Origin of the sequence: Thiobacillus denitrificans DSM 12475 (genome assembly GCF_000376425.1) — a bacterium.
GTDB classification, from domain to species: Bacteria; Pseudomonadota; Gammaproteobacteria; order Burkholderiales; family Thiobacillaceae; genus Thiobacillus; species Thiobacillus denitrificans.
The window spans coordinates 313,323-337,622 of the sequence record NZ_AQWL01000004.1 but is presented as its reverse complement, the minus strand read 5'-3'; the positions used below and the strand labels follow the sequence as shown (position 1 = coordinate 337,622).

The following is a 24,300-nucleotide window of genomic DNA, read 5'->3' as shown; positions in this document are numbered from 1 at the left end:
GGCCGCATGCTGCAGACCAATCACCTCAAACGCGCGCTCGCCGAAGGGAAGACCGTATTCGGCCTGCTCAATTCGATTCCGTCGCCGCTGCTCGTCGAAATGATCGGCTACGCCGGATTCGATTTCGTCATCCTCGACATGGAACACGTCTGCGTCAATCCCGAGACACTCGAAAACATGGTGCGGGCCGCCGAATGCGCGGGTGTGACGCCGCTGGTGCGTGTGCCGAGCGCCGCGCCCGACGTCATTCTGCGGGCGCTCGACTGCGGCGCGCAGGGCGTGGTCGTGCCGCACGTACGCACCGCCGCTGATGCCGCACAGGCCGTTGCGGCGAGCCGCTACGCGCCGCTCGGCATGCGCGGCATCAGCGGCGGCCGCACCACCGGCTTCGGCACTATCGACCTGGCGACTTATCTCGCGCGCGCCAACTCGGAAATCATGGTGGTGGCCATGATCGAAGACTGCGCAGGCGTCGACAATCTCGACGCCATTCTGTCCGTCACTGGCATCGACATGGTGCTCGAAGGCGCGATCGACCTGTCGCAGTCCTATGGCGTGTCAGGGCAGGCCCAACATCCGATCGTGCAGGAGGCGATCGAAAGAATCGCGGCGGGATGCGCGGCTCGCGGCATTCCTTTTTGCGCCATTCCGCGCATCGCCGAACAGGCCGCCAGCTGGAAAGCGCGCGGCGTGCAGGCGTATTTGCTGGGCGACGACCGTGGCGTGAGCTTCCGGGCGATCAAGGCCCATCTCGCGACATTCAAATGACTGCCGCGCGAAGCAAAGCCGGGCGGTCGCCCGTTCGGTGCGCAGCCCGGTGTTTTGACATCGATAATAGGAACCATTATTATTCGCATAGTTTTGGTTTCCCGATCATGAACGCCCGGGTATCGAGGCGCCCTGCCAGCCACTGACCGCTCCCTCCGCGGGGATGGATCCCAGCCAGCACTTTGCTTTGCGGCGACTTCCATTCATGCAACGAAAAAAGGTCAGATCCATGAAATTCCACCTCTCCGCGCTGGCAGGCGCACTTTCGATCGCGTTCTCGGCGTCGCCGGCCAACGCCCAGCCTCCCCGGGAAAACCCGCGCGGGGAACTCGACACGGTTACCGTCTGGTCGGAATACGCGGGCAGCTTCAAATCCGATACGGTCCAGGTCGGCACCTTCCGCGAAGCCTCGCCGCTCGACGTGCCGCAAACCAGTAACGTCGTCACGCGCGAAGTGCTTGACGCGCAAGCGGTTTCGACGCTGTTCGGCGCCTTGCGCAACACCGCCGGCGTCACCCGCTCGCAACTCAACGGCTCGACCTACGACAACATCGCGATCCGTGGCATCCTGGTCGAGAACCGCGGCAACTACCGGCTCAACGGTTCCTTGCCGATCATCAACCTGATCGATGTGCCGCTCGAAAACAAGGAGCGCGTCGAAGTGCTCAAGGGCGCCTCGTCACTCTATTACGGTTTTGTGCCGCCGTCGGGCATCGTCAACCTCGTCACCAAGCGCGCGGGCAAGGACCCGGTGTCGAGTCTCGCGCTGTCAGCCAACCACTACGGCGGCGCCAACGTGCACGCCGACGTCGGACGCCGCTTCGGCGACGACCAGCAGTTCGGCGCGCGGGTCAACCTGCTCGCCGGCCGCGAGGATATCGGCGTCGACAATTATTCCGGCGAGCGCGCGCTCGGCGCGGTCGCGTTCGACTGGCAGGCCAGCGATGCGCTGTCGTTCAAGCTCGACGTCGAGCACTATCGCAAGGACGTATCCGAGCAGGCGGCTATCAAGGTCCTGGCTCCCAACTCGGACGGGACGATCACGCTCCCATCCATTCCGGACGCCCGCACCAATCTCGGCGGCGAGTGGCAGACCTACGATGCCGACGCGACCAATGTGCTGTTCCGCACCGACTATGTGCTGAGCGACGACTGGGGGCTCCTGCTCGAAGCCGGCCACGCGCAGACCAACCGCGACCGCCGCTTCTCGCAATTCGAGAACTACAACCTCGCGACCGGCGACGGCACGCTTAAAATCTTCTTCAGCCCGAACCAGGCATACGAGAACAGCAACTACCGCACCGAAATCTTCGGTCACATCCCTGGCGTGTGGGTCAGCCACGATCTGTCGTTCGGCTACACCGCGAACCAGCGCGACCAGAATTCACGGTCGGGCGGAAGCGTCAGCGTCGCACAGAATCTCTACGATCCGACCGAGGTGCCGGAGCAGACCGCTCCCTCGGCTCCCAGCCACAATCCGTCCACGATCGAGGATCGCGGCTGGTATCTGTTCGATCGCATGGCCTTCGGCGAAAAGTGGCAGCTCATGCTCGGCGCGCGGGCCAGCCGTTACGAAAGCGAAACGACGAGCACGCGCTACGAAGCGGACGACGTCAATCCGTCCGTCGCGATCATGTACAAGCCGGTAGCCGGGGTTTCGGTCTATGGCAGCTATCTCGAGGGGCTCGAGGAAAGCGGGCAGGCCCCGGCAAACCGCGCCAATGCCGGCGAGCTGCTGCCGCCCGCGCTGTCGAAGCAAAAGGAAATCGGCGTCAAGGCCGAGATCGCCCAGGGCATCCTGCTGCAGGCCGCGTATTTCGACATCGAACGGCCCTCGACGACGGTCGACGCGTCCAACCGCTTCGTCCTCAACGGCCTCGCCCAGTACCGCGGCGTCGAACTCGCGGCCAGCGGCGAAGTCACGCGCAACCTGGCGCTTGTCGCATCCGCCCTCTTTCTCGACGCCGAGCAGCAGAACGCGGCCAATCCGGCGACCTTCGGCAAGGTGCCCGACAACACCCCCGAGCGCACGGCGAGCCTCTTTGCAGAATACCGGCTGCCCAGTGTGCCAGGGCTCGCGCTGAGCGGCGGCTTGTATTACGTCGGCAAGCGTCCGGTGGACAACGAAAACCGGGCCTTCGTCGACGGCTACACCACGCTTTCGCTCGGCGCCCGCCACACCACGAAATTGAGCGGCAAACGCACGACCTTCCAGGCCGTGATCGACAATGTGACGAATGAAAATTACTGGAGCACGGCCGGTAACGGTCTGCTCGGAGTCGGCGCGCCACGCACGCTGAAGCTGACGGCGAAGGTCGAGCTCTGATCGCCGCTGCATACCGCGCGCAGTCCGGCTCGCGCCGACGCGGCACGGAACCCGCGCCGACGACAACGCGCCACGCCTTTTCTTCGTCGGGGCGCGACTTCGGAGGGCGCCCGCGGTGACGGCGCGCCGTCTGCTCGTCAAGTTCCACCTCTATACCGGCCTCTTCGTCGGACTGCTGCTGGTGGTGACGGGACTCACCGGCAGCGTGCTCGTGTACCGCGAAGAGCTCGAAGCACTCACCCACCCGCAGTTGCTCGTCTCATCGGGATCGGGTGAGCGCGTCGCGGTGGAAGACGTGGTGCAAACGGTGCAGCGCGCATATCCAGCAGAGCGGCTGTTCGCGATCCGCATGCCGCGCTCGCCGCGCGAGACCTACCTCGTCAAGCTCAACAACGCCCACGACCGCTTCGTCTATATCGATCCCTACAGCGGCAGCATCCTCGGCACGCATCGCCAGCGCGAGTCCGTGCTCGGATGGCTCGCGCTGCTGCACACCGAACTGCTGGCCGGCGAGCGCGGCGAAACCGCAGTCGGGTTCGGCGGCCTGCTGCTGCTCGGCCTGTGCGTGTCAGGGCTCGTCGTCTGGTGGCCGCGAAACGGAAAGCTTTCGCAAGGCTTCAAAGTCCAGTGGTCCGCGCGTTGGAAAAGGCTGAATTTCGACCTCCACCGAGCGACCGGGGTCTACGCGGTGCTGTTTCTCTCGGTTACGGCCGCAACCGGCGCCGCCTTCGTGTTCAATGAAACCGCGATCGATCTCGTCGACGCGGTGACGGTGAGCGCACCGCGCCCGCCTGCGCCGCGCATCGGACCCGCCCGATCGGACGCGTCCGTACGGACGATTGACGCGCTGCTGCACGCGGCCGACCGCGCGCTGCCGTTACCCACCACCTGGATCAGCCTGCCGCAAACTCCGACCGCACCGCTTGTCGTGCGCAAGAAACGCCCGAACGAGGCGCACCCGAACGGACGCAACTTCGTCTATCTCGACCCCCGTTCCGGCACGGTGCTGCAGGTCGAACGCGATCTTTTGGCGCTGCGCGGCACACGCGTCTTCAATACCTTTTATCCGCTGCACGTCGGGGCAATCGCCGGCACTCCGACCCGCGTCCTGCAAGTCGTCGTAGGCCTCGCACCGCTCGTGCTGCTCGTGACAGGCGTGGCGATGTGGGCAAACCGCAGCAGGCGCAAGCCCGCACGTCCGGCCGTTCGATGCGCCGCCGGTCCGTTCAATCCGTTAGCACCCGGGGAGACAAGCCGGCCACAATGCCCGTCGTTACTGCACCAGCCTAGGTGTCGTTTCAATAGGTTGTCCACCCGGAAGGTCCTGGGAGACTAGAGTTCTCGACGCTTCAGCCACCCAAGGAAGCCAACCGGATGAACAGCCATAAGAATGCCAGAACGACCTTTGCAGGGCGTAAGTTGTTGATCGAACGAATCCAGACCATAGGCTTGCCCGCGGCCCGCAAGTATTTCGTGGCGAGGGCCGGCATGCTGCCGCAGTAAGTCCGCCTGGGGTCGCCCGGGCTGACTCCCGGTGAGCGGGCGATGAAACCGTGCGTTCATTACGCATCCGGAATGGCAAACGAAAGCCTCGTTCGGAACCCCTGAGCGGGGGCTTTCGTTTTTGCGCGGTAGAGGAGGAGGGGGTGTTTTTTGTAACCCTTTGATAAATATAAGAACAGATTTTTGCGCAAGCGCTCAAGCCTGATGAATAATCGTCGTTATTGTTGATAACCTGTACAAGGGCAAACCCGTTGCGAAGCGGGGACGCAAAGCTTCCGGCCTGTGAGAAAGGCAGCGGGGTCGCCGTAGTGTGAGACCGTTTGGCGTTAGGTGCGTTGTCTGTCCCGATTCAGGCTGTTTTTTTCGATCGAGGACTCATCATGCCGCACCATTGCCCGTTTCCTGTCCAGCTTTCCGACCATCGCCGTTGCTACCGCAGCGGCAGTGCATCGGGTTTTTCATTGAGCCTGTTGCTGCTTGCCCTGTTGGCGGGGTATGCCGGCTTCGGCGAAGCGGCTCCGGCATCGGCGCAGGGCAACAAGCCCCCGGCAGTGGTCGAAAAAGCCGCGCCGTATGTCGGTTGGGCGCGCGGGCGGCTGCTGGTTGCGCCGCGTGCCGGCCTGTCCACGGGCCAGTTCGAGCAGGCGCTGAAATCCGTGAACGGACGCTCGAAGGGCTATATCCGGCAGTTGAACATGCACGTAGTCGAATTGCCCGCGGGAGCCGATGAAGTCGCGGCGATGCGCGAATTGCGCAAGAACCGCAAGCTGAAATATGCCGAGCTCGATATGGCGGTCGCGCCTGCCGCCACCGTATCCGATCCTGCCTATGGCAGCAGCTGGGCTCTGCCCAAGATCCAGGCTCCCGCCGCCTGGGACAGCGCCAATGGCAACGGCGTGACCATCGCCATTCTGGATACCGGTATCGATAGCGCCCATCCCGATCTCGCGCCCAATCTGGTGCCGGGCTGGAACGTGTACGAAAACAACTCGAATACCGCCGATGTCAACGGCCACGGCACCTGGGTGGCCGGCGTGGCGGCGATGGCGGCGAACAACGCCAAGGGCAGCGCGGGGGTGGCCTGGGGCGCGAAGATCATGCCGGTGCGCATTGCCGACGCCAACGCCTATGCCTACTGGAGCACGGTTGCGCAGGGGATCTACTGGGCTGCCGACCATGGCGCCAAGGTGGTGAACGTCAGCTACAACGGCGTGTCCGGGAGCGCCACCGTGCAGTCGGCAGCGCAATACCTGCGCAGCAAGGGCGGCGTGGTGGTGGTGGCCGCCGGCAACAGTGGCGGACTCGAGAGCATTGCGGCCAGCGACGCCCTGCTGAGCGTCGCCGCCACCGACCAGAACGACGCGCGCGCCAGCTTCTCGAGCTATGGCGCCTATGTCGACCTGGCGGCGCCGGGGGTGAGCGTGTACACCACCACCGTCGGCGGCGGCTATTCCAACGCCTCCGGCACCTCGTTTTCCAGCCCCGTGGTTGCCGCCACCGCGGCGCTGATGCTGTCCGCCAACGGCAAGCTGACTCCGGCCGACGTCGACCGCATCCTGAAAACGACTTCGCTCGATCTCGGCGCGGCCGGCCAAGACCCGTACTATGGCTCCGGCCGAGTCAATGCTGCAGCGGCGGTGCTGAACGCCAAGCAGACCGTCGCCGCCGATACCCAGGCTCCCTCCGTCAGCATTGCTTCGCCCACCGGCGGGCGCGTATCCGGTGTGGTGCCGGTCGATGTCAATTATTCCGACAACGTCGGCGTAACCCGTGCCGATTTCTACGTCAACGGCCAGTTGGCCGCCAGCGACAGCCTGGCACCCTTTGCTTTCGCCTGGGACACCGCCGGCAAGGCAGACGGCAGCTACACCCTCAGCGTGCAGGCCTATGACGCGGCGGGCAACCGCGGCACGTCACCGTCGGTTGCGGTTACGGTCGGCAACGACAGTATCGCGCCCATCATCGGCAGCTTCAGCCTGACCGACGGCATGACGATTTCGCCCAGCAAGCAGATGGTCAGTGTGAGCGCTACCGACAATCAGGGTATTGCCAAAATCTCGCTGGTCATCGACGGCAAGGAAGTGGCTCTCGCCTACGGCGGCGCGCTCAGCTACAACTGGAACACCCGCAAGCTGACCAAAGGCGCGCATAGCGTCACCGTGCGCGTTACCGATAACTCGGGCAACGCGACGAGCAGGACGGTGACGGTTTACAAGTAGGCATGCCGTACAGTAAGAAAGCGCCCGTCGAGGCGCTTTTTTTTTGTCGGATTTTTTTACGGAAAAGAAAGCGGGACGGAAATAAAATTTTCAAAATCCAATAAGAAGCTTTTCATTCAATGTGTTGGGGAGTCGTTGTTCATGTGGAACAAAAGATGCTTGCTGAGTAAGTACATACCGATATCCCGTGAAGGAGAAGACCTTGAAAACCGACCGCATTTCCACATCAGTATTTTTTTCCGCCTCCGCACTTGCCTTGGTTTTAATGACGCAAGGCGCACATGCGATCCCGTTTACCATTACCTCCCAATTGACCGGTGATATTCGTCCGGATAGTCCAGACAACCTGTTTATCGATGTCACCATCACGGGAGATACCACATCAAACGTGGCGCTCTGGACCGTCGATATCAACTCGCCGCTCCATCCAAACGCCAAGCTTGACGAGTTTTACTTCAACCTGACTGGGTTGGCTTCCGATTATGTTTTCTCCAACTTCAGCCCCGTTGACTGGGCCATCAGTGCGCCCGCGACTGTGCAGGGGGCAGGAGGGGTGGCCTTTATGTTTGAAGCGCTGGATCCCGCCGGCCCGCCCAATGCGGCTGATGTGACAAACACCGTAAACCTTACCTTCACGATGACGGCGTCCAGTTTGCTTACTGAGGCAGTGTTTTTGGATGCGCCGATCGCACTGTCAAATGATGCAGGCTCCGGCCAGTTGGGCGCACATTTGCAGTCCCTGACGACTGCGGGAAATTGTGGCAATTCGACGAATTGTTCCGACAGCGGTTTTCTATTTGGCAACTATGAGGGTGACGGCGGCGGCGGTGGTGGTGGTGGCGGCAGCATCCCCGAACCTGCCAGCCTTCTGCTGATGGGCGCGGGGCTGGTCGGCTTCGCGCTGGCGCGCCGCCGCAAATTGGCCTGATTCTGCGAGTTTGCGAAAAGGCGCCGGTCAGCCGGCGCCTTTTTCATGCCCGCTTCAGCGCCGCTGTGGTACTGACGAGTTCCAGCACCAGCGTGTGCAGGCGCGCCGGCGATTTCAGCGCGCCGTTCTCCTCGTCGAACGCCCGGTCGGCGTGGGGCAGCGAGAACTGGCCGGGCAGCACCAGCACGCCCAGGGTATTCAGGATCTGCCGCAGGTGCGGCAGCATGCGCATGCCGCCAAACGTGCCCGGCGACGCGGCCATGATGGCGGCGACCTTGTTCTGATAGGGCGCCAGTCCCGATTCACCCTGCCATTCGCGTGATACCCAGTCGATCGTGTTTTTCAGCAGCGGCGGGATCGAGCTGTTGTATTCCGGGCTGGCGATCAGCAGGGCGTCGTGTGCCTTGAATAGCGCTTTCAAACGCTGCGCGTTGTCGGGCAGGCCCTCGCGCGCTTCGAGGTCCTCGTTCATGAGCGGCAGTGGGTAATCCGCCAGGTCGATCAGGGTGACGTCGCCGCCTGCGGCGCGGGCGGCGCCCACCGCGGCCTGGATGAGCTTGCGGTTCCAGGCGTCGCGACGAATGCTGCCGGAAAAAGCGAGAATCTTGGGCATGGATGTCTTTGCGTTCAAAAACGGGTGATTGTATCGGGCCTTCAGGCAAGATCGAACACGACCAGCTCGCTGGCTTCCAATGCTTCGATTTTGGTGCCGGATTCGAAACGGATCGCTACTGCATCGCCGGCTTCCAGCGGATAGCCCTGGACCTTGATCCGTCCGGTTGCGACCTGCAACCAGGCACGCCGCCCCGGTGCCAGCGCCAGACTGACGCGATCGCCTGCCGCCAGTCGGCCCGCATGAATCGTCGCATCCTGATGAATCGTCACCGAACCTTCGCGGCCATCGCTGGAGGCGATCAGCCGCAGCCGGCCCTGCAGGCTTGCGGGTGCGAAAGCGATCTGCTCGTAGCCCGGTTCCAGCCCGTCGGTGTCCGGCTCGATCCAGATCTGCAGCAAATGCACCGGTTCGGTCGCCGATGCGTTGTACTCGCTATGGGCGATGCCGTGCCCGGCGCGCATGCGCTGTACCTCGCCGGGACGGATCACGCCGCCGTTGCCGAGCGAATCCTTGTGTTCGAGCGCGCCGGCGAGCACCCAGGTGACGATTTCCATATCCTGATGGCGGTGGGTGGGGAAGCCGGCACCCGGTGCGATACGGTCTTCGTTGATGACGCGCAGCGCGCCGAACCCCATCCATTCGGGATCGCGGTAGCCGGCAAAGGAAAAGGTATGAAAGCTGTCGAGCCAGCCGTGGTTGGCGTGGCCGCGTTCGGACGATTTGCGCACAGTCAGCATGATGTCTCCTGCGGGTTGGCCTGGCATCCAGGCGATGGACTGACTATAGGCGTGGTTTCCTGCTGGCAAAACCGGCACAATTGGACCGACTCATTCAACGTGATCCGAGACCATGTCTGTGCCCCCGGACGCCATGGCCATTCCCGGCGCCATCGACGGCAACCCGCGCGAAATCCGGCGTCCGGCCTGGCGCGGCGGTGAGGTCGGACGGACCCCCGACAGGCTTGCAGGAGAGTCCGATGCCGGCTGAGAAAGCACCACCCGACAAGATGCGGCTGGACAAGTGGCTGTGGGCGGCGCGCTTTTTCAAGACGCGCAGCCTTGCGACCCAGGCGATTGAGCATGGTCGCGTGAAACTCACCGGCGAGCGCGTCAAGCCTGCGCGCGAAGTCAGGCCGGGCGACCGGCTGGACATCCACACCGGCGAATCTGTCTGGACGCTGACGGTGCGTGCGCTGGCGATGCAGCGCGGCCCGGCGCCGCTGGCGCAGGCCTTGTACGAGGAAGACCCGGACAGCCATGCACGCCGCCAGCAGCAGGCGCGCGACCGCAAGCTGGCAGCCAGCCCGGCAGCGGCGATCAAGGGGCGCCCTACCAAGCGCGACCGGCGGCAGATCCATCGCTTCACCGGCGAATGAAATGCAAGAATTTACCACCGCTCCTTTCGCGCAATACGCGGGCAAACGCATAGAATCGATGGTTCCGAGAACCGCACTTTATGACCGTTTCCCCCGCCCTGTCGTTGTTCCTGCGCCGTGCCGCGCGCTGGCTGGCGGCCCTGGCTGCGCTTGCCGCGCTCGGCTTCGCGACCGCCGCGGCGCTGATGTTTTTCTGGGTGTTGCCCAACATCGCCGAACACCGCGACACGGTGGCGAATCTGATGTCGCGCGCGCTGGGACAGCGCGTGACGCTCGAAGCCGTATCCGGAGTGTGGCAGCAGGCACGCCCCGAGTTCCGGCTGCAGGGCGTGCGCCTGCACAACCAGCAGGGCCACCCGGTACTTTACCTGCCCGAGCTCGAGGCCGCTTTTGCCTGGCGCTCGCTGCTGTTTCTGGAGCCGCGCTTCAACCGGATTGAGCTGCAGGGGCTGGCGCTGGGGGTGAGGCGCGCGCGCGACGGGCACTTTTATGTCGGCGGCATCCCCGTCAACCCGGCCGCACCCGACAGCGGTTTTTCCGACTGGCTGCTGCGGCAGGGGCGGGTGCATGTAGGCAGGGCCACGCTCACCTGGCTGGACGAAGTACGCAATGCGCCGCCGCTGATCCTGACGGCGGTCGACTTTACGCTGACCAATGTGCGCCGCACCCATCACCTGCAATTGCGCGCCACTCCGCCGGCCAGCCTGGCGCGGCCGTTGACGATCGAGGCGAAGCTGAGTGCACGCAATGCGAACGATCTCAAAACCTGGAACGGCATCATCGGCGCCACGGTCGCCGGGGTGTCGTTCCCGCGCCTCGCTGCCTGGCTGGCCTTGCCGTATCAGCCGCAACAGGGCTGGGGCGCGCTGAGCCTGCAGCTCGACGTGGCGCACGGCGCGCTCGCCGGGGTGGCAGCAGGCCTGGATTTGCGCGCGATCGGCGCCGTGCTCGGCGAAGGCCTGCCCGCGTTGCGGCTGGCGCAGCTGCGCGGGCAGGCCAGGTGGCAGCGCAGCCAAGGCGGCCAGCAGGTGACGTTTGAAAATCTGCGCGTGGCGCGGCCGGGTGCGGCCCTGGGTGCGCCGTTCAACGCCGGACTGGCCTGGGATGCCACGTCGCGCGAGATCACCGCGCAAGCCTTTAGCCTGGGCGGCTGGCAGGCACTGTTGCCGAGCCTGCCGATGGCGCCCGAACTGCGCGCGCGCCTGCAAGCCCTGCAGCCGCAAGGGCGCTTCGACACGGTGCGATTCCGCTGGAGCGGAGCGCAGCCGGGGCTGGACAACTTCAGTATTGCCGCCCGTTTTACCGGCCTGGGGGTGACGGCAGCCGGCAATCAGCCCGGACTGGCCAACCTGTCCGGACGCATCGAAGGCGATGCGCGCGCAGGCGCATTCGAGATCGACTCGGACCGGCTGGAACTCGGTTTGCCTGGCCTGTTCCGTGAGCCGCTTTTTGAGTTCGCCAGCCTGCGCGCGCGCGGCAACTGGCAAAAAACGCCACGCGGCCGGCGCTTGACGCTGGACGACATGGCCTTCGCCAACAAGGACATGGCAGGCACCGCCAAGGGGCACTATGAGTTGATCCCGGGGCAGCGCGGCGTGATCGATCTGAGCGCGCATCTGAGCCGTGCCGACGGCACCGCGGTATACCGCTACCTGCCGAAAACAATCGGCGATCACACCGTCGACTGGGTGAAGCAGGGTGTCGTGGCTGGCGAGTCCGATGATGTGCGGATGACCCTGAAAGGCGATCTGGCCCGGTTTCCGTTCGACCAAGGCAATGGCGTGTTCCGCGTCGATGCGCAGGTCAAGAACGCGGTGATCGACTATGTGCCGGACTGGCCGCGCATCGAGGGTATCCAGGCGCGCCTGTTGTTCCACGACAAGACCATGGAAGTGACTTCCAGCCAGGCGCGAATCTACGGTGTGGCGCTGTCGCCAGTGAAAGCCGTCATCCCGGATCTGCTGCATCGGAGTGAGCAGTTGAATATCGAAGGCCAGGCCGATGGTCCGATCCGGGACTTCATCCGCTTTGCCAATTTCAGTCCGGTGGGCGAGCGCCTGCGCGGTTTCACCGACGAGTTGGACGGCAACGGGCCGATGCGGCTCGCCCTGAAGCTGCAGGTGCCGCTGCGCGACAGCCGCAATACCACGCTGGCCGGCACCCTGTCGTTTCTGGGCAATACCCTGCTGACAGCCGGCTTGCCGCAGCTCAATCAAGTGCGCGGCGACATCGATTTCACCGGCGACAGCCTGAGCGCGAAAAGCATCGCCGCTCAGTTTCTGGGCGGGCCGGTACGCATCGATGCCGCCACCCGCAACGGCCAGGTGCAGATTCTGGCGCAGGGACGGGCTACCGCGGCCGGCATGGCGCCGTGGCTCAATGCGGCGTGGAGCAAGCATCTGTCGGGACAGGCCGGGTGGCACGGCCAGATCGACCTTGAACCGGAAGGGGAACGGATCCGCATCGAGTCCGATCTGGCCGGGCTGGGCTCCAGCCTGCCGGTGCCGCTGGCCAAAGCGGCCGCCCAGACGCTGCCGCTGCTGGTGATCCGCCAGCCGCAGGGCGATGCCCTGCTGAACGAGGTCCGGCTGGGCCGAACCCTCAGCGCGCTGTGGCGCAGCACCGCAGCAGGCGGCTTCGCCCGCGGCGAAATCCATTTTGACGGGCAGGCGGTCATGCCGAACGAACCCGGTCTGCGTCTGGCCGGCAGTGGGCGCGGCCTGGATGTCTCCGGCTGGATGGCGTTGTTGCCCGCAGGCGGAAGCGGCGCAAGCTTGCCGCTGTCGTCCATCGATCTCAGGTTCGACGCATTCGACCTGATGGGGCGGCGCTATCAGGATGTGCGCCTGCTGGGGCGTACCCGCAACGGCCTGCTGCGTACCCAGGTGAGCGGACGCGACATGAATGGTGTGCTGACCTATCGTCCGGCCGGCGCATCCGCTTCCACCGGCACTTCAGACCGGGGCGGAGCGGAGCCCTCCCAGCAGCCCGCCCGCGTGTCGGCGCAGTTCAGGCAGCTGACCATCCCCGCCAGAATGCCGGCGAGCGGGGCGACCGATGAAATGAACATGGATGCAGTGGATTTTCCGATGCTGGATCTGACGGTGGAGGATTTCCGTCTGCAGGACCATGCGCTGGGGCGGCTGGAAGCCGTGGCGCGTGGCACACCGCAAGGCCTGATGATCGACACCCTGCAGCTCACGCATCCCGACAGCGTGTTTCGCATGAGCGGCCTGTGGCGCGACAGCGGCCGGGGCGAAACCCGGGCGGAGCTGAGCCTCGATGTGCACGATGCGGGCAAGTTTCTGGCCCGCTTCGGCTACCCCGATACGCTCAAACGCGGCACTGTCACGGTCCAGGGCAATGCCACGTGGGAAGGCTCGCCCGCCGATTTCGCGTTCGGCACACTGGCGGGACAGCTCGATTTCAAGGCCAGAAGCGGGCAGTTCCTCAAGGTTGATCCAGGTGCCGGCAAACTGCTCGGCGTGTTGAGCCTGCAATCGCTGCCGCGCCGGCTGAACTTCGATTTCCGTGATATCTTCAATGAAGGCTATGCCTTCGACGACATCGGCGCCACCCTGCGCATTGCGCGCGGCGTGGTCTACAGCGATGACTTCAGGATGCGCGGGCCGGCCGCCAAGGTCAACATGTCGGGGCTGGCCGATCTCAACCAGGAAACCGTGCAGCTCAGGGTCAAGGTGATTCCGAAACTGTCCGAAGGCGTGGCCGTGGCAGGCGCCCTGCTCGGCGGGCCGCTGGCAGGCGTGGGCGCACTGGCCGCGCAGAAACTGCTGCGCGACCCGTTCGAAGAGGTCATCAGCCAGGAATATATGGTGACCGGGGCGTGGCAGGCCCCCGATGTCAAGCGGCTGCCCAAGGCCAAAGCCGAACCCCAAGTGTCCGAACCCTGATCGTGGAACCCGACCATGCCGACAAAAAAACCCGCAAAAACCACCGTGGCACCCTCCAGGCGTGCACAAGTCAAAAAACCCGCGCCGCAGCCAGGCGCGGTGCGCGTGGCTGCCATCCAGATGGCATCCGGCCCCAACGTGCCGGCCAACCTGGCTGAAGCCGAGCGGCTCATCGAGCTGGCGGTCGAGGGAGGCGCGCGCCTGGTCGTGCTGCCGGAGTTTTTCTGCATCATGGCGATGAAGGATGCCGACGTGGTGAAAGCGCGCGAGGCGGAAGGCCACGGCCCGATCCAGGCCTTTCTGTCGCGCATGGCGAAGAAGCACCACGTCTGGCTGGTCGGCGGTTCGGTGCCGCTGGAGGCCGGCGCGGCGAACAAGGTGCGCAACAGCTGCCTGGTGTACGACGAACGCGGCAAGCTGGTGGCGCGCTACGACAAGATCCACCTGTTCGGACTCGATCTTGGCAACGAGCACTACCAGGAAGCCAAGCTGATCGAGTCGGGCGACAAGGTGGTCGTCCTCAATAGCCCGTTCGGTCGCATCGGCCTGTCGGTCTGTTACGACCTGCGTTTCCCCGAACTGTACCGCAGCATGCCCGACGTCGACATCATCGTGGTGCCGGCGGCGTTCACCGCCACCACCGGGCGCGCGCATTTCGAGACCCTGATTCGCGCGCGCGCGATCGAAAACCTTGCCTACGTGATCGCCCCGGCGCAGGGCGGCTACCATCTGTCGGGCCGCGAGACCCACGGCGACAGCATGATCGTCGATCCCTGGGGCGTGGTGCTCGACCGTCTGCCGCGCGGCTCCGGCGTGGTCATCGCCAACATCAACCCGGCCTATCAGGCCAGCCTGCGCAAGAGCCTGCCGGCGCTCAAGCACCGCCACATCCAGTGCCAGCAGATCGAAGTCGACGTGGTCGAGCGCCGGGTGCCGGCCAAGCGCTTGTCCCCGAACGGGGGCGAGCCTTCCACCAAGTAATCCAGGACATTATCGCCATGAACCCAACCGATGCCTTCGTTCCCATCCAAACCGCCGAACAGCTGTTCCGTTCCGCCGAAGCCACGCTGCTGACCCCGAATGGACTCGGCGCCGACCAGCTGGCACCGGTATTCGGGCGGCTGTTGACGCACGACGTCGACTACGCCGACCTGTATTTCCAGTACTCGCGCTCCGAAGGCTGGAGCCTGGAAGAAGGCCAGGTCAAGTCCGGCAGCTTCAACATCGACCAGGGCGTCGGCGTGCGCGCGATCTCGGGCGAGAAAACCGCGTTCGCCTATTCCGACGACATCAGCCTCGATGCACTCGGCGCTGCGGCCGACGCCACCCGCGCCATCGCGCGCGCCGGACAGAATCGCAGTTTCGGCATGGTGCAGCGCGGCGAAAGCCGCCTGCTGTACAACGCGGTCGATCCCCTCGTCAGCCTCGCGGATGCCGACAAGGTCGCGCTGCTGGAGCGGCTGGAGAAGAAGGCGCGCGCGATGGACCCGCGCGTGATCCAGGTGATGGCGAGCCTTGCCTCCGAATACGAAGTCATTTTTATCGCCCGTTCCGACGGCCATCTCGCCGCCGACGTGCGCCCGCTGGTGCGCCTGTCGCTGCAGGTCATCGCCGAACAGGACGGCCGCCGCGAACAGGGCAGCGGCGGCGGCGGCGGCCGCTTCGACTACAGCTACTTCAGCGACGACATCCTGGAGAAATACGCGCGCCAGGCCGTGCACCAGGCCATGGTCAACCTCGACGCGCGCCCCGCGCCGGCTGGCAGCATGACCGTCGTCCTCGGCTCCGGCTGGCCCGGCATCCTGCTGCACGAAGCGATCGGCCACGGCCTCGAAGGCGACTTCAACCGCAAGGGCAGCTCGGCCTTCTCCGGCCGCATTGGTGAGCGTGTTGCCGCGCCCGGCGTGACGGTGGTCGACGACGGCACCATCCCGCTGCGCCGTGGCTCATTGAACGTCGACGACGAAGGCAACCCCACCCAGCGCACCACCCTGATCGAAGACGGCATCCTCACCGGCTACATGCAGGACATGATGAACGCCCGCCTGATGGGCATGCAGCCCACCGGCAATGCACGGCGCGAATCGTTTGCGCATCTGACCATGCCGCGCATGACCAACACCCTCATGCTCGGCGGCGACAAGCCCCCGCACGAAATCATCGCCTCGGTGAAGAACGGCCTCTACGCCGTCAACTTCGGCGGCGGCCAGGTCGACATCACCAGCGGCAAGTTCGTCTTCTCCGCCGCCGAGGCCTACATGATCGAGGACGGCAAGATCACCTATCCCGTGAAAGGCGCGACGCTCATCGGCAACGGCCCCGAAGTGCTGACCCGCGTCTCCATGATCGGCAACGACATGGAGATGGACTCGGGCGTGGGCACCTGCGGCAAGGAAGGGCAGAGCGTGCCGGTGGGGGTGGGGCAGCCGACGCTGCGGATCGATGGCTTGACGGTGGGCGGGACGGCGTAATTCAAATGTTCTGGCGAGGGCGGCCGCTGCTTGTACGTCCCTGTCATTGCGAAGCGCGCAGCGCCGATGCAATTCAGTTTTTGGCTTGTCGAGGTGCACGACCGAGTAGTTGGGTTCTTCGCAGCGCTGCTGCCCGTTGGCCGGGCTACCCCCGGCCAACGAACCTCCGATCAGCGTAAGTCCAACTACTCAGTCGTGCTTCGCACCTAACCCGCACTGGATTGCTTCGCTCCCTTCGCAATGACGGCCGCATGGGGTGAGACTCAGCCCAGCGTTTCCAGCGGCCTCGGCTCCCCGATCAAATACCCCTGTACGCAATCCACCCCCATCTCCCCCAGCTTCGCTAGTACCTCGGCATCCTCGACAAAGCCTGCCACCGTCTTGATGCCAAGGAAGCTCCCCGTTTCCAGAATCGAGCGCACCAGCGCCTCGTCGATCATGCTGGTGCCGATCTCGCGCACCAGGGCGCGGTCGATCTTCAGGTAATCCAGCTTCATGCTCTTCAGGCGGGTGTAAGAACTGGTGCCGGCGCCGAATTCGTCGAGGGTGAAGCGGCAGCCGTGGCGCTGCAGCTGGCGCATGAAGAGCTGCGCCTGGGCGTGGCCTTCGATGGCGTCGGCTTCGCTGATTTCGAAGATGAGTTTGTCGCCGGGCACGTCACCGCGCGCCAGTTCGGCCAGCAGCAGCTTCAGGAACAGCGGATTGGTAATCGACTGGCCCGAGAGGTTGATCGAGAAGCCTCCCAGCCGGGCGGTCTGGCCGGGATGCTCGCGCATCCACTGCAGAACCGTTTTGACCACCCAGCGGTCGACTTCGGTGATGCGCTGCAGACGTTCGGCAACGGCGATCAGGTCGCGGGTGGCGATGCTGCGTTCGCCGTGGGTGACGGGGTGCAGCAGAATCTCGTAATACAGCGGGGTACGGCTGGCATCGGCAGTGGCGACGACGGGCTGGCAGTCGAGGCTGAGCTGGTTGCCGGAGAAGATGGCCGTCAGTGCGTGCGCCCACTCGGCCAGCGCCAGCACGCCGCTGTCGCCGGCTTCGCTGCCGTACTGCACGATGGGCGCGCCGGATTCGCGGGCGCGGGCGCAGGCAGCGTTGGCGTTGTCGTAATACGCTTCGGGGCTGAGGCAGTCGCGTGCCCACATCAGGCCGGCCGCGGCCTGCACGCGGCAGCGGGTGCCGTCGATTTCCTGCGAATGGTCGGAAATGGCTTGCAGCAGGGCACCCGCCTGCGCCACGGCGGCTGCGCTGTCGGCGGCCTCCGCCCAGAACGCAATGCCGGATTCGCCGGCACGCGCAAACAGTGCGTCGGCCGGCAGGGCTGCGGGCAGCAGCCGGGCGAATTCGCGCAGGACGGGGGTGCGGATTTCGACCCCTGCGGTTTCACCCGCAGGGTTGCTGATGTCGAGCTGGATCACGCCGACGACGTAGCCGCCATCCGCGGTCTCGCTGCGCAGCCAGTTGCGGCGGATGGCGCGGAAGAAGGTCTTGCGGTTGGCGAGTCCGGTGGCGGCGTCGTGCGAGGATTGCCACAAGAGGTCGCGCTGCATTTTCTGGATCATCGCGCTGTAGGAGCGGTCCATCAGTGGCAGTTCCAGATCTTCGGTCCATTGCGCCGTGCCGTCTTCCAGCGATTGCAGCAGGTTCTGGCGCTTGAGGTCGAGCTTCTTGATCCCGCGGTAGTTGGCAAACACGTACACCGGTGGCTGGTCGCCGATCCAGATCAGGTTGAGCGGGGTGTCGAGCGACTTGAACTGCAGCCAGTCGCCCACCCGCAGCCGTTCGGCGAGGGTGTCCTGCGCTTCGCTCAAGGGTTCGCTGGCGGTCTCGTTGAGGCGGGCAGCGACCGAAGTATGCTGGTGCTGCGACTTGTCTTCGTCGAACAGCGCGGCGGCGAGCTGATCGACGATGCGGTCCTGCGCGAATTTGTCGGCGCACACCTGGGTGAGTGCCTGGTCGATGCGCTGCAGCAGGGTCTGGATCTCGGCGGCGTCGGGCGGCGCGGCCAGTTCCGGGTCCAGCCAGGCGCACAGTTGCTGCAGCACCTGCCAGACCGCGCGCGCCTCGTCACTGTCGGCGCCATGGCGCATCTCGGCCAGCAACAGTACGTTGCGCCAGCCGCCGTTCAGGAGCTCGATTACGGCATTGGGTACCGCGCGTTCGTCCAGCTGCGCCAACAGTTCGCGCAGGATGCGCTGCTTGACGACTTCGGCGCGCTGGCGGCCTTCGCACATTTCCTGCAGGCGGAACACCCGTGCGGAACGCTCGTTGAGGAGCGGCTTGACCACGCGTTCCAGCTGGGTGCGCGCTTCTTCGAACACGCCGGGATTCTTGTCGGCCTCGGCGTTGATGCGGTCGGTCCAGCGGCTCATCAGCCGCAGCAGGCGCTGGTCGGTGATCTTGCCGTCGTCGCCGGCCACCATGCTGATGCGGTCGAGCGTGTTCAATACCTTGTGCGCCGGATGGGCAGGCGAAACCAGGAATTGCGGATCGGACATCGCCAGCTTGATGAGGCTGGTTTCCAACTGCTGGAAGAATGGACGCATGCCCTCGCTGACCGATTTCTCGGCGTGCATGGTGTCGAACAGCGCGCCGAACATGTCGACCGAGCGCTGCATTTCGTGGGTAACGGCGGCCGGCAGCGCGCCAGCGGCGGCCAGACGCTGCAGCACCGGCGAGCGGGCCGCGCCAGGCGCGCCCGTCATCGCGGGTTGGCCGCCGGCCACCGCGCCCTGAGCGGCATCACCCGGCATGGCATTGCCTGCCGCGGCGGCGCTGGGCGCCGTACCTGCCGGCGCCGCTGCCGGCTGGCCCCGGAAAAAATCCAGCAGCGAGCCGGTCAGGCGGCCGAGGGCGCCCTGTGGCGCCGCCGCCGCAGGGGCCGGGGGTTCGGCTTGCGCGGGGGCAGTTGCGGCAGGCGCTGCTGCCGGTGGAACGGCGTGCCGGGATTGCGGCGGCGCGAGGGATTGCTGCGTGGCCTCGGCCTGTGAGACCGGCAATAGCGCCAGCAACTCGGCATACAGTGGCGCCAGCTGCTCGGTCAGCACGTCGCGCAACGCGGCATACGCGACCTGTCGTGCGCGTGCCGGTACTGGTACGTCCTGCAGCACGCTGCGGTAGGCATGACCGATGACGGCGGGCCCGAACGGGTTGTTGCTATGGTCGCACGCAAAGCCGAACAATTGGCCGATGCGCGGTTCGATGTCGGCGAGCTGTTCGCGGAACAGCTCTTCCAGCTTGTTGACCTCGGACGAGGTGGCAAGCCAGTCTTCGAAATCCAGTTCGTCGACCAGGGCCAGTCCGCCATCCAGGATGTCGCGTGTGGCATGGGTTTGTACCGGGCCGACCTGCCGCAGCGCATCCAGCACCTGCTGCACAAAGCGGGTTTGCACGGCGGCCGCGTGTTTGCCGAATTCGTGGACCGCACCCAGCAGCCCGCTGTGTTCGGCAATGCCGGAGGCGTGCATTGCCGCCGTGCTCAGCTTGTCGCCCAGCATGCGCATCATCTGGTCGTGTACCTGCAGCAGGGTTTCGCTCAGCAGCGCGGTGCTGGCTTCGCGTAGCTGGGGATGTGCGTGGGACGGGGGCTGGGCAGCGAGCTTTTGCCGGTGCCCGGCCATGCGCAGCTTTTGCAGCGCACGCAGCGCATCGACCGGCTGCCGGACGAATGCGACGCCGACACCGAGCGGGCTCAGGCGTTTGAGTTGCGCCGGCACGCGGAAGGTCTGGGTAGTACTGAGCGAGGCCTGAGTAAAGACGATTTCCACTTCGGCGTCCGCGCGCCTGGCCAGCGATGTGATCGCCGCTTCGGGGTTGGTGAACTTGAGAAACAGCCCGCCCAGGCAGAAATCGCGGATCTCGCAGGCGATTTCGGTATGCCCCGGTTGCGTGACGATGGCGGCCTGCGAGACCTGAAAACGCCTGTCGCGCCGCAATTCCTGCGCGGGATGCTGATTCTCTGTCGCGTTAGCCAACATTTCCACACTATTTCCTTTTGTTTATCCCGTTACTCGATAAGCCGACCGGTCATGGCCTCCCTGTGCCGTCGAAATCCGCCCGACTCGTGGGTGCTTGGCGGGCCCCCTCCAGTTTTGATAGACTGCAATGCATGATTCGTGCCGCAGTGTTCTTTTTTAGCCGCTTCTATCCCACGCCGCAGGCGGTCGGGAGGCGCTGAAACGAACGGCACGCCTCAACGAAACCGCCAGTCCGCTGGCGGTTTTTTTGTTTACGCCGCCGCACGGATCAACCTAAATCAACGGAGTCTGAACATGTCTGCCACCCGAACCGACGATACCCGCATCGAGCAAAGCGGCGAACTGCTCGCTCCGATGCAGGTCATGCGCGAATTGCGCGCCAGCGAAACCGTGCTGGCGCACGTGGCGCAAGCCCGCAGTGCCATCCATGACGTGCTGCGCGGGGCGGACGACCGAATGTTCGTCGTCGTCGGCCCGTGTTCCATCCACGATCCGGCTGCCGCGCTCGACTATGCGCGCAAACTGAAGCCGCTGGCCGACGAGCTGGCGCACGACCTGATCGTCGTCATGCGCGTGTATTTCGAAAAACCGCGCACCACCGTGGGCTGGAAGGGCCTGATCAACGACCCGCACCTGGACGAAAGCTTCGACATCAACGAGGGGCTACGGCTGGCGCGCAAGCTGCTGCTGGAAATCAACGAAATTGGCCTGCCCTGCGCGACCGAGTTCCTCGATCTGATCTCGCCGCAATACATTGCCGACCTGGTGGGCTGGGGCGCCATCGGCGCCCGCACCACCGAATCGCAGTCGCATCGCCAGCTGGCGTCCGGCCTGTCGTGTCCGGTCGGATTCAAGAACGGCACCGACGGCAGCCTGCGCATCGCGGTCGATGCGATCAAGGCGGCCGCTGCGCGCCACCATTTCATCTCCGTCACCAAGTCGGGCCATGTCGGCGTGTTCAGCACTTCCGGCAACGAGGACACGCATGTGATCTTGCGCGGCGGCAAGGCACCCAACTACGATGCGGCGAGCGTCAGCTTGGCGTGTGGCGAGCTGGCATCGGCCGGCTTGCGCCAGCAGCTGATGATCGATTTCTCGCATGCCAATTCGAGCAAGCAGTACCAGCGCCAGATCGACGTCGCCGCCGAAGTCGCAGCGCAGGTGGCAGGGGGCGACAACCGCATCATCGGCGCCATGGTCGAGAGCCATCTGAATCCCGGCCGCCAGGATCTGGTCGCGGGCCAGTCGCTGGAATACGCCAAGTCGATCACCGATGCCTGCATCGGCTGGGACGACACCGTCCCGCTGCTGCGGATGCTGGCCGACGCGGTGAAAAAACGCCGGCTGACCGCGCCGGCGGATGAAGAATAGACACGCTTCCGGGTTAAAATGCGGGTGGCGGGTCTCCCCGCATGGCTAGGTCGTGAATCGGGTCAGGTCCGGAAGGAAGCAGCCCCAGCGGTCGATGCCAGTGCCGGGGTAAGGCTCGCCACTCTATTCATTTATCTACAATTCAGTTGTCTGTTGCTCGGTGGGCATCGAGATGAAAAGGCGCCACATTCTGTTGTTGATTGTTGGCATGGGACTGGCTCCGTCCTGTCAGGCAGCCGATGGAATCGCGATCGAAGGCGGCTGGGGCGATGCCTCGACCGACATGGGCCAGATCAGCCTGACCCGTGAGTGGGACCGCAAATGGTTTACCGACGGAAACTGGTACCTGACCGGCTACTGGGAAGCTTCCCTGGGGTACTGGCATGGCGCCTCGGCCGGTGGCAAGGGCATCTGGGATATCGGTCTGGCCCCGGTGTTCCGGCTGAGAACCAAAGCGCAAAGCGGTTGGCGTCCCTATGTGGAAGGCGCCATCGGCGCCCACTTCATCAGCAATACGCACGTGAATGCAGGCCGGGACTTGGGCAGCGCCTTCCAGTTCGGCGATCATCTGGGCATGGGACTGCTCTTCGGCGACAAGAGCCAGTTTGATCTGGGGTACCGGTTCCAGCACCTGTCCAATGCCGACCTCAAGTCGCCCAACGATGGTATCGATTTCCAGCAAATCCGTTTTGCCTATCGGTTTTAAGCGCTGAATGCTGTGTTCGGTCGGGCAGGGTGGGGCCCCGCTCTGATAAAATCGACCGGATGACTGACCTGTTCGGCGATTCTGCTTCCCCCGCACTGGCGCTGGCGCGCAAATGGCGGCCGCGCGCGTTCGCCGACCTCAAGGGGCAGGAGCATGTGGTGCAGGCGCTCTCCAACGCGCTGACCCAGGGCCGCCTGCATCATGCCTATCTGCTGACCGGCACGCGCGGCGTCGGCAAGACCACGCTGGCGCGCATCCTCGCCAAGTGCCTCAATTGCGAAACCGGCGTCACCGCGACGCCGTGCGGCACCTGTTCGGCGTGCACCCAGATCGACGCCGGCCGTTTCGTCGACCTGCTGGAACTGGACGCGGCCTCTAACACCGGCGTCGACAACATGCGCGAGGTGCTCGACAACGCGCAGTACGCGCCGACGGTGGGACGCTACAAGGTCTACATCATCGACGAAGTGCACATGCTGTCGAAGCCGGCGTTCAACTCCATGCTGAAGACGCTGGAGGAGCCGCCGGCGCACGTCAAGTTCATCCTCGCCACCACCGACCCGCAGAAGATTCCGGTGACGGTGCTCTCCCGCTGCCTGCAGTTCAACCTGAAGCCGATGCCGCCTGCGCTGGTGGCGCAGCATCTGGGCGAGGTGCTGGCGCAGGAACATGTCGCCAGCGAACCGGCTGCGTTGAACCTGCTGGCGCGCGCCGCCGCCGGCAGCATGCGCGACGCGCTGTCGCTGACCGACCAGGCCATCGCCTACGGCGGCGGCACGGTGGAAACGGCCGCAGTCGAGGCCATGCTCGGCACGGTGCGGCGCGATTACCTGTTCGATCTGCTCGATGCGCTGGCGGCGCAAAACGGCGATGCGCTGCTGCAGCAGGCACACCAGCTGGCCGAGCGCGGCATCGCCTTCGACGCGGCCTTGCAGGATCTGGGCAGCCTGCTGACCCAGTTGGCTTTGCTGCTGCACGCGCCGGGCACGGTGGAAGCCGGCATGGATGCCGAGCGGATGCAGGCCGCCGCCGCGCAGCTGGATGCAGAAACCGCGCAGCTGTATTACCAGATCGCGCTGAACGGCCGGCGCGACCTGGCGTATGCGCCGGACGAGTTTTCCGGCTTCTGCATGACGCTGTTGCGCATGCTGGCCTTCGCTCCGGGCGCGGCGCCTGCGGATCACCCCGCTCCCATGCGTGCGGTGTCCGTTGCCGGGGCCGAGCCGGCGCCGCGTGCCGTCGCGCCGGTGGCAGCGCCCGCCAGGTCGACCGTACCCGTGCAGGCAACCGTCCCACGTGTCGGGAGCGTACCGGCTGAACCGGCCGCGCCGCCTGAATTGATCGAGACACCCGCGCCGATTGCGCCTCCCGCGCCTGCGCTGGTCGCCCGCGAACCCACGCCGCACGGAACCTGGGACTGGCTGGCTGTCGTCGCGGAATTGCGCCTCGGCGGCATGGCCAAGATGCTCGCCGACCACTGCGAACTGGTATCGCAGACGGGCAATGCGGTGAGCTTGCGCGTGGGTGAAGCGCACAAGCATTTGCTCGATCGCACCTATCAGGACAGGCTGGTGGGATCGCTGCGCGAAAAGTACGGTGCGGCGCTTGACGTGAGGTTCGAGATCGGCGCCGCCGCCGAGCGGACACCGCAGCAGGTGCGTACCCGCATCAAGGAAGCGCGCCAGGCCGAAGCCGTGGCCGCAATCGAATCGGATCCATTTGTGCGTGAGTTGGTCGACCAGTTCGGTGGCCAGATCGACGCCTCAACCATACAGCCATTAGGAGAATCGACATGATGAAGGGTGGCATCGGCAACATGATGAAGCAGGTTCAGCAGATGCAGGACAACATGGCCAAGATGCAGGCCAAGCTGGCCGAAATCGAGATAGAGGGACAGAGCGGCGCCGGCATGGTCAAGGTGACGATGACCTGCAAATACGACGTGCGCCGCGTCGCCATCGATCCCAGCCTGATGACGGACGACCGCGAAATGCTGGAAGATCTGGTGGCAGCGGCGGTGAACGATGCCGTACGCAAGGTCGAATCGACGGTGCAGGAAAAAATGGCCGGCGTGACCGCCGGTCTGCCGATTCCGCCGGGAATGAAACTGCCTTTCTGAGGCGCTG

The 24,300-nt window shown here is 64.9% G+C and carries 18 protein-coding genes, 1 other RNA gene and 1 riboswitch; of the genes, 16 read left to right on the top strand and 3 right to left on the bottom strand.

The window, feature by feature from the left end:
* The first annotated feature begins 6 nt into the window (after positions 1-6).
* The 6 genes from B059_RS0108450 to B059_RS0108425 all read left to right on the top strand — a co-directional run bounded on the left by B059_RS0108450 (position 7) and on the right by B059_RS0108425 (position 7,744).
* Complete coding sequence (locus tag B059_RS0108450) at positions 7-768, top strand: HpcH/HpaI aldolase family protein (RefSeq protein WP_018077811.1); 762 nt, start codon at positions 7-9, stop codon at positions 766-768.
* Positions 769-997: 229 nt separating this feature from the next.
* Positions 998-3,094, top strand: coding sequence for a TonB-dependent siderophore receptor (locus B059_RS0108445; protein ID WP_018077810.1), 2,097 nt, complete (start codon positions 998-1,000; stop codon positions 3,092-3,094).
* Positions 3,095-3,209: 115 nt separating this feature from the next.
* Positions 3,210-4,430, top strand: a complete 1,221-nt coding sequence (locus B059_RS0108440; protein WP_018077809.1) for a PepSY-associated TM helix domain-containing protein — start codon at positions 3,210-3,212, stop codon at positions 4,428-4,430.
* A 38-nt stretch (positions 4,431-4,468) separates the two neighbouring features.
* The gene (locus B059_RS21390) at positions 4,469-4,597 is read left to right on the top strand and encodes a leucine zipper domain-containing protein (protein ID WP_018077808.1); all 129 of its coding nucleotides are present in this window, start codon (positions 4,469-4,471) and stop codon (positions 4,595-4,597) included.
* Between the two features lie 231 nt (positions 4,598-4,828).
* Positions 4,829-4,905, top strand: a riboswitch (cyclic di-GMP riboswitch).
* 72 nt (positions 4,906-4,977) lie between these two features.
* A complete protein-coding gene (locus B059_RS0108430; RefSeq protein WP_026177398.1) occupies positions 4,978-6,816 on the top strand; it encodes a S8 family serine peptidase in 1,839 nt (612 codons plus the stop codon).
* Between the two features lie 202 nt (positions 6,817-7,018).
* Complete coding sequence (locus B059_RS0108425) at positions 7,019-7,744, top strand: PEP-CTERM sorting domain-containing protein (protein ID WP_018077806.1); 726 nt, start codon at positions 7,019-7,021, stop codon at positions 7,742-7,744.
* 43 nt (positions 7,745-7,787) lie between these two features.
* Here B059_RS0108425 and B059_RS18860 read toward each other — a convergent pair whose 3' ends face one another.
* Positions 7,788-8,357 (bottom strand): NADPH-dependent FMN reductase, encoded by a 570-nt coding sequence (locus B059_RS18860; RefSeq protein ID WP_018077805.1) that lies wholly within the window; start codon positions 8,355-8,357, stop codon positions 7,788-7,790.
* A gap of 41 nt (positions 8,358-8,398) precedes the next feature.
* Positions 8,399-9,097: a pirin family protein gene (locus B059_RS0108415; RefSeq protein WP_018077804.1), complete on the bottom strand. Its 699-nt coding sequence runs from the start codon at positions 9,095-9,097 to the stop codon at positions 8,399-8,401.
* A 112-nt stretch (positions 9,098-9,209) separates the two neighbouring features.
* Between B059_RS0108415 and B059_RS20775 the strand changes: the two genes are divergently transcribed.
* From B059_RS20775 to tldD, 5 genes are all read left to right on the top strand, one after another.
* Entirely contained in the window at positions 9,210-9,347 is a 138-nt protein-coding gene (locus B059_RS20775; protein ID WP_018077803.1) for a hypothetical protein, read from the top strand.
* Complete coding sequence (locus B059_RS0108405) at positions 9,337-9,735, top strand: RNA-binding S4 domain-containing protein (RefSeq protein ID WP_018077802.1); 399 nt, start codon at positions 9,337-9,339, stop codon at positions 9,733-9,735. The genes B059_RS20775 and B059_RS0108405 overlap by 11 nt, the downstream gene beginning before the upstream one ends.
* A gap of 80 nt (positions 9,736-9,815) precedes the next feature.
* Positions 9,816-13,646 carry a YhdP family protein gene (locus B059_RS0108400; RefSeq protein ID WP_018077801.1) on the top strand — a complete coding sequence of 1,277 codons (3,831 nt, stop codon included), beginning with the start codon at positions 9,816-9,818 and terminating at the stop codon, positions 13,644-13,646.
* A 15-nt stretch (positions 13,647-13,661) separates the two neighbouring features.
* Positions 13,662-14,627: a carbon-nitrogen hydrolase family protein gene (locus tag B059_RS0108395; protein ID WP_018077800.1), complete on the top strand. Its 966-nt coding sequence runs from the start codon at positions 13,662-13,664 to the stop codon at positions 14,625-14,627.
* A 17-nt stretch (positions 14,628-14,644) separates the two neighbouring features.
* Positions 14,645-16,117, top strand: coding sequence for a metalloprotease TldD (gene tldD, locus B059_RS0108390; protein ID WP_018077799.1), 1,473 nt, complete (start codon positions 14,645-14,647; stop codon positions 16,115-16,117).
* 263 nt (positions 16,118-16,380) lie between these two features.
* On the opposite strand, the gene B059_RS0108385 is transcribed toward tldD, so the two are convergent.
* On the bottom strand, positions 16,381-20,097 hold the full coding sequence (locus B059_RS0108385) for a DUF1631 family protein (protein WP_018077798.1): 3,717 nt from the start codon (positions 20,095-20,097) through the stop codon (positions 16,381-16,383).
* A gap of 294 nt (positions 20,098-20,391) precedes the next feature.
* Between B059_RS0108385 and B059_RS0108380 the strand changes: the two genes are divergently transcribed.
* The 5 genes from B059_RS0108380 (at position 20,392) to B059_RS0108365 (ending at position 24,293) form a co-directional block, all read left to right on the top strand.
* Complete coding sequence (locus B059_RS0108380; protein WP_018077797.1) at positions 20,392-21,468, top strand: 3-deoxy-7-phosphoheptulonate synthase; 1,077 nt, start codon at positions 20,392-20,394, stop codon at positions 21,466-21,468.
* 26 nt (positions 21,469-21,494) lie between these two features.
* Positions 21,495-21,591, top strand: an RNA gene (gene ffs, locus B059_RS20295) — signal recognition particle sRNA small type.
* Between the two features lie 37 nt (positions 21,592-21,628).
* Positions 21,629-22,174, top strand: a complete 546-nt coding sequence (locus tag B059_RS0108375; protein ID WP_018077796.1) for an acyloxyacyl hydrolase — start codon at positions 21,629-21,631, stop codon at positions 22,172-22,174.
* A 59-nt stretch (positions 22,175-22,233) separates the two neighbouring features.
* Positions 22,234-23,970: a DNA polymerase III subunit gamma/tau gene (gene dnaX, locus B059_RS0108370; RefSeq protein WP_018077795.1), complete on the top strand. Its 1,737-nt coding sequence runs from the start codon at positions 22,234-22,236 to the stop codon at positions 23,968-23,970.
* On the top strand, positions 23,970-24,293 hold the full coding sequence (locus tag B059_RS0108365) for a YbaB/EbfC family nucleoid-associated protein (protein WP_272867458.1): 324 nt from the start codon (positions 23,970-23,972) through the stop codon (positions 24,291-24,293). Before dnaX ends, B059_RS0108365 begins: the two co-directional genes overlap by 1 nt.
* Positions 24,294-24,300 lie beyond the last annotated feature (7 nt).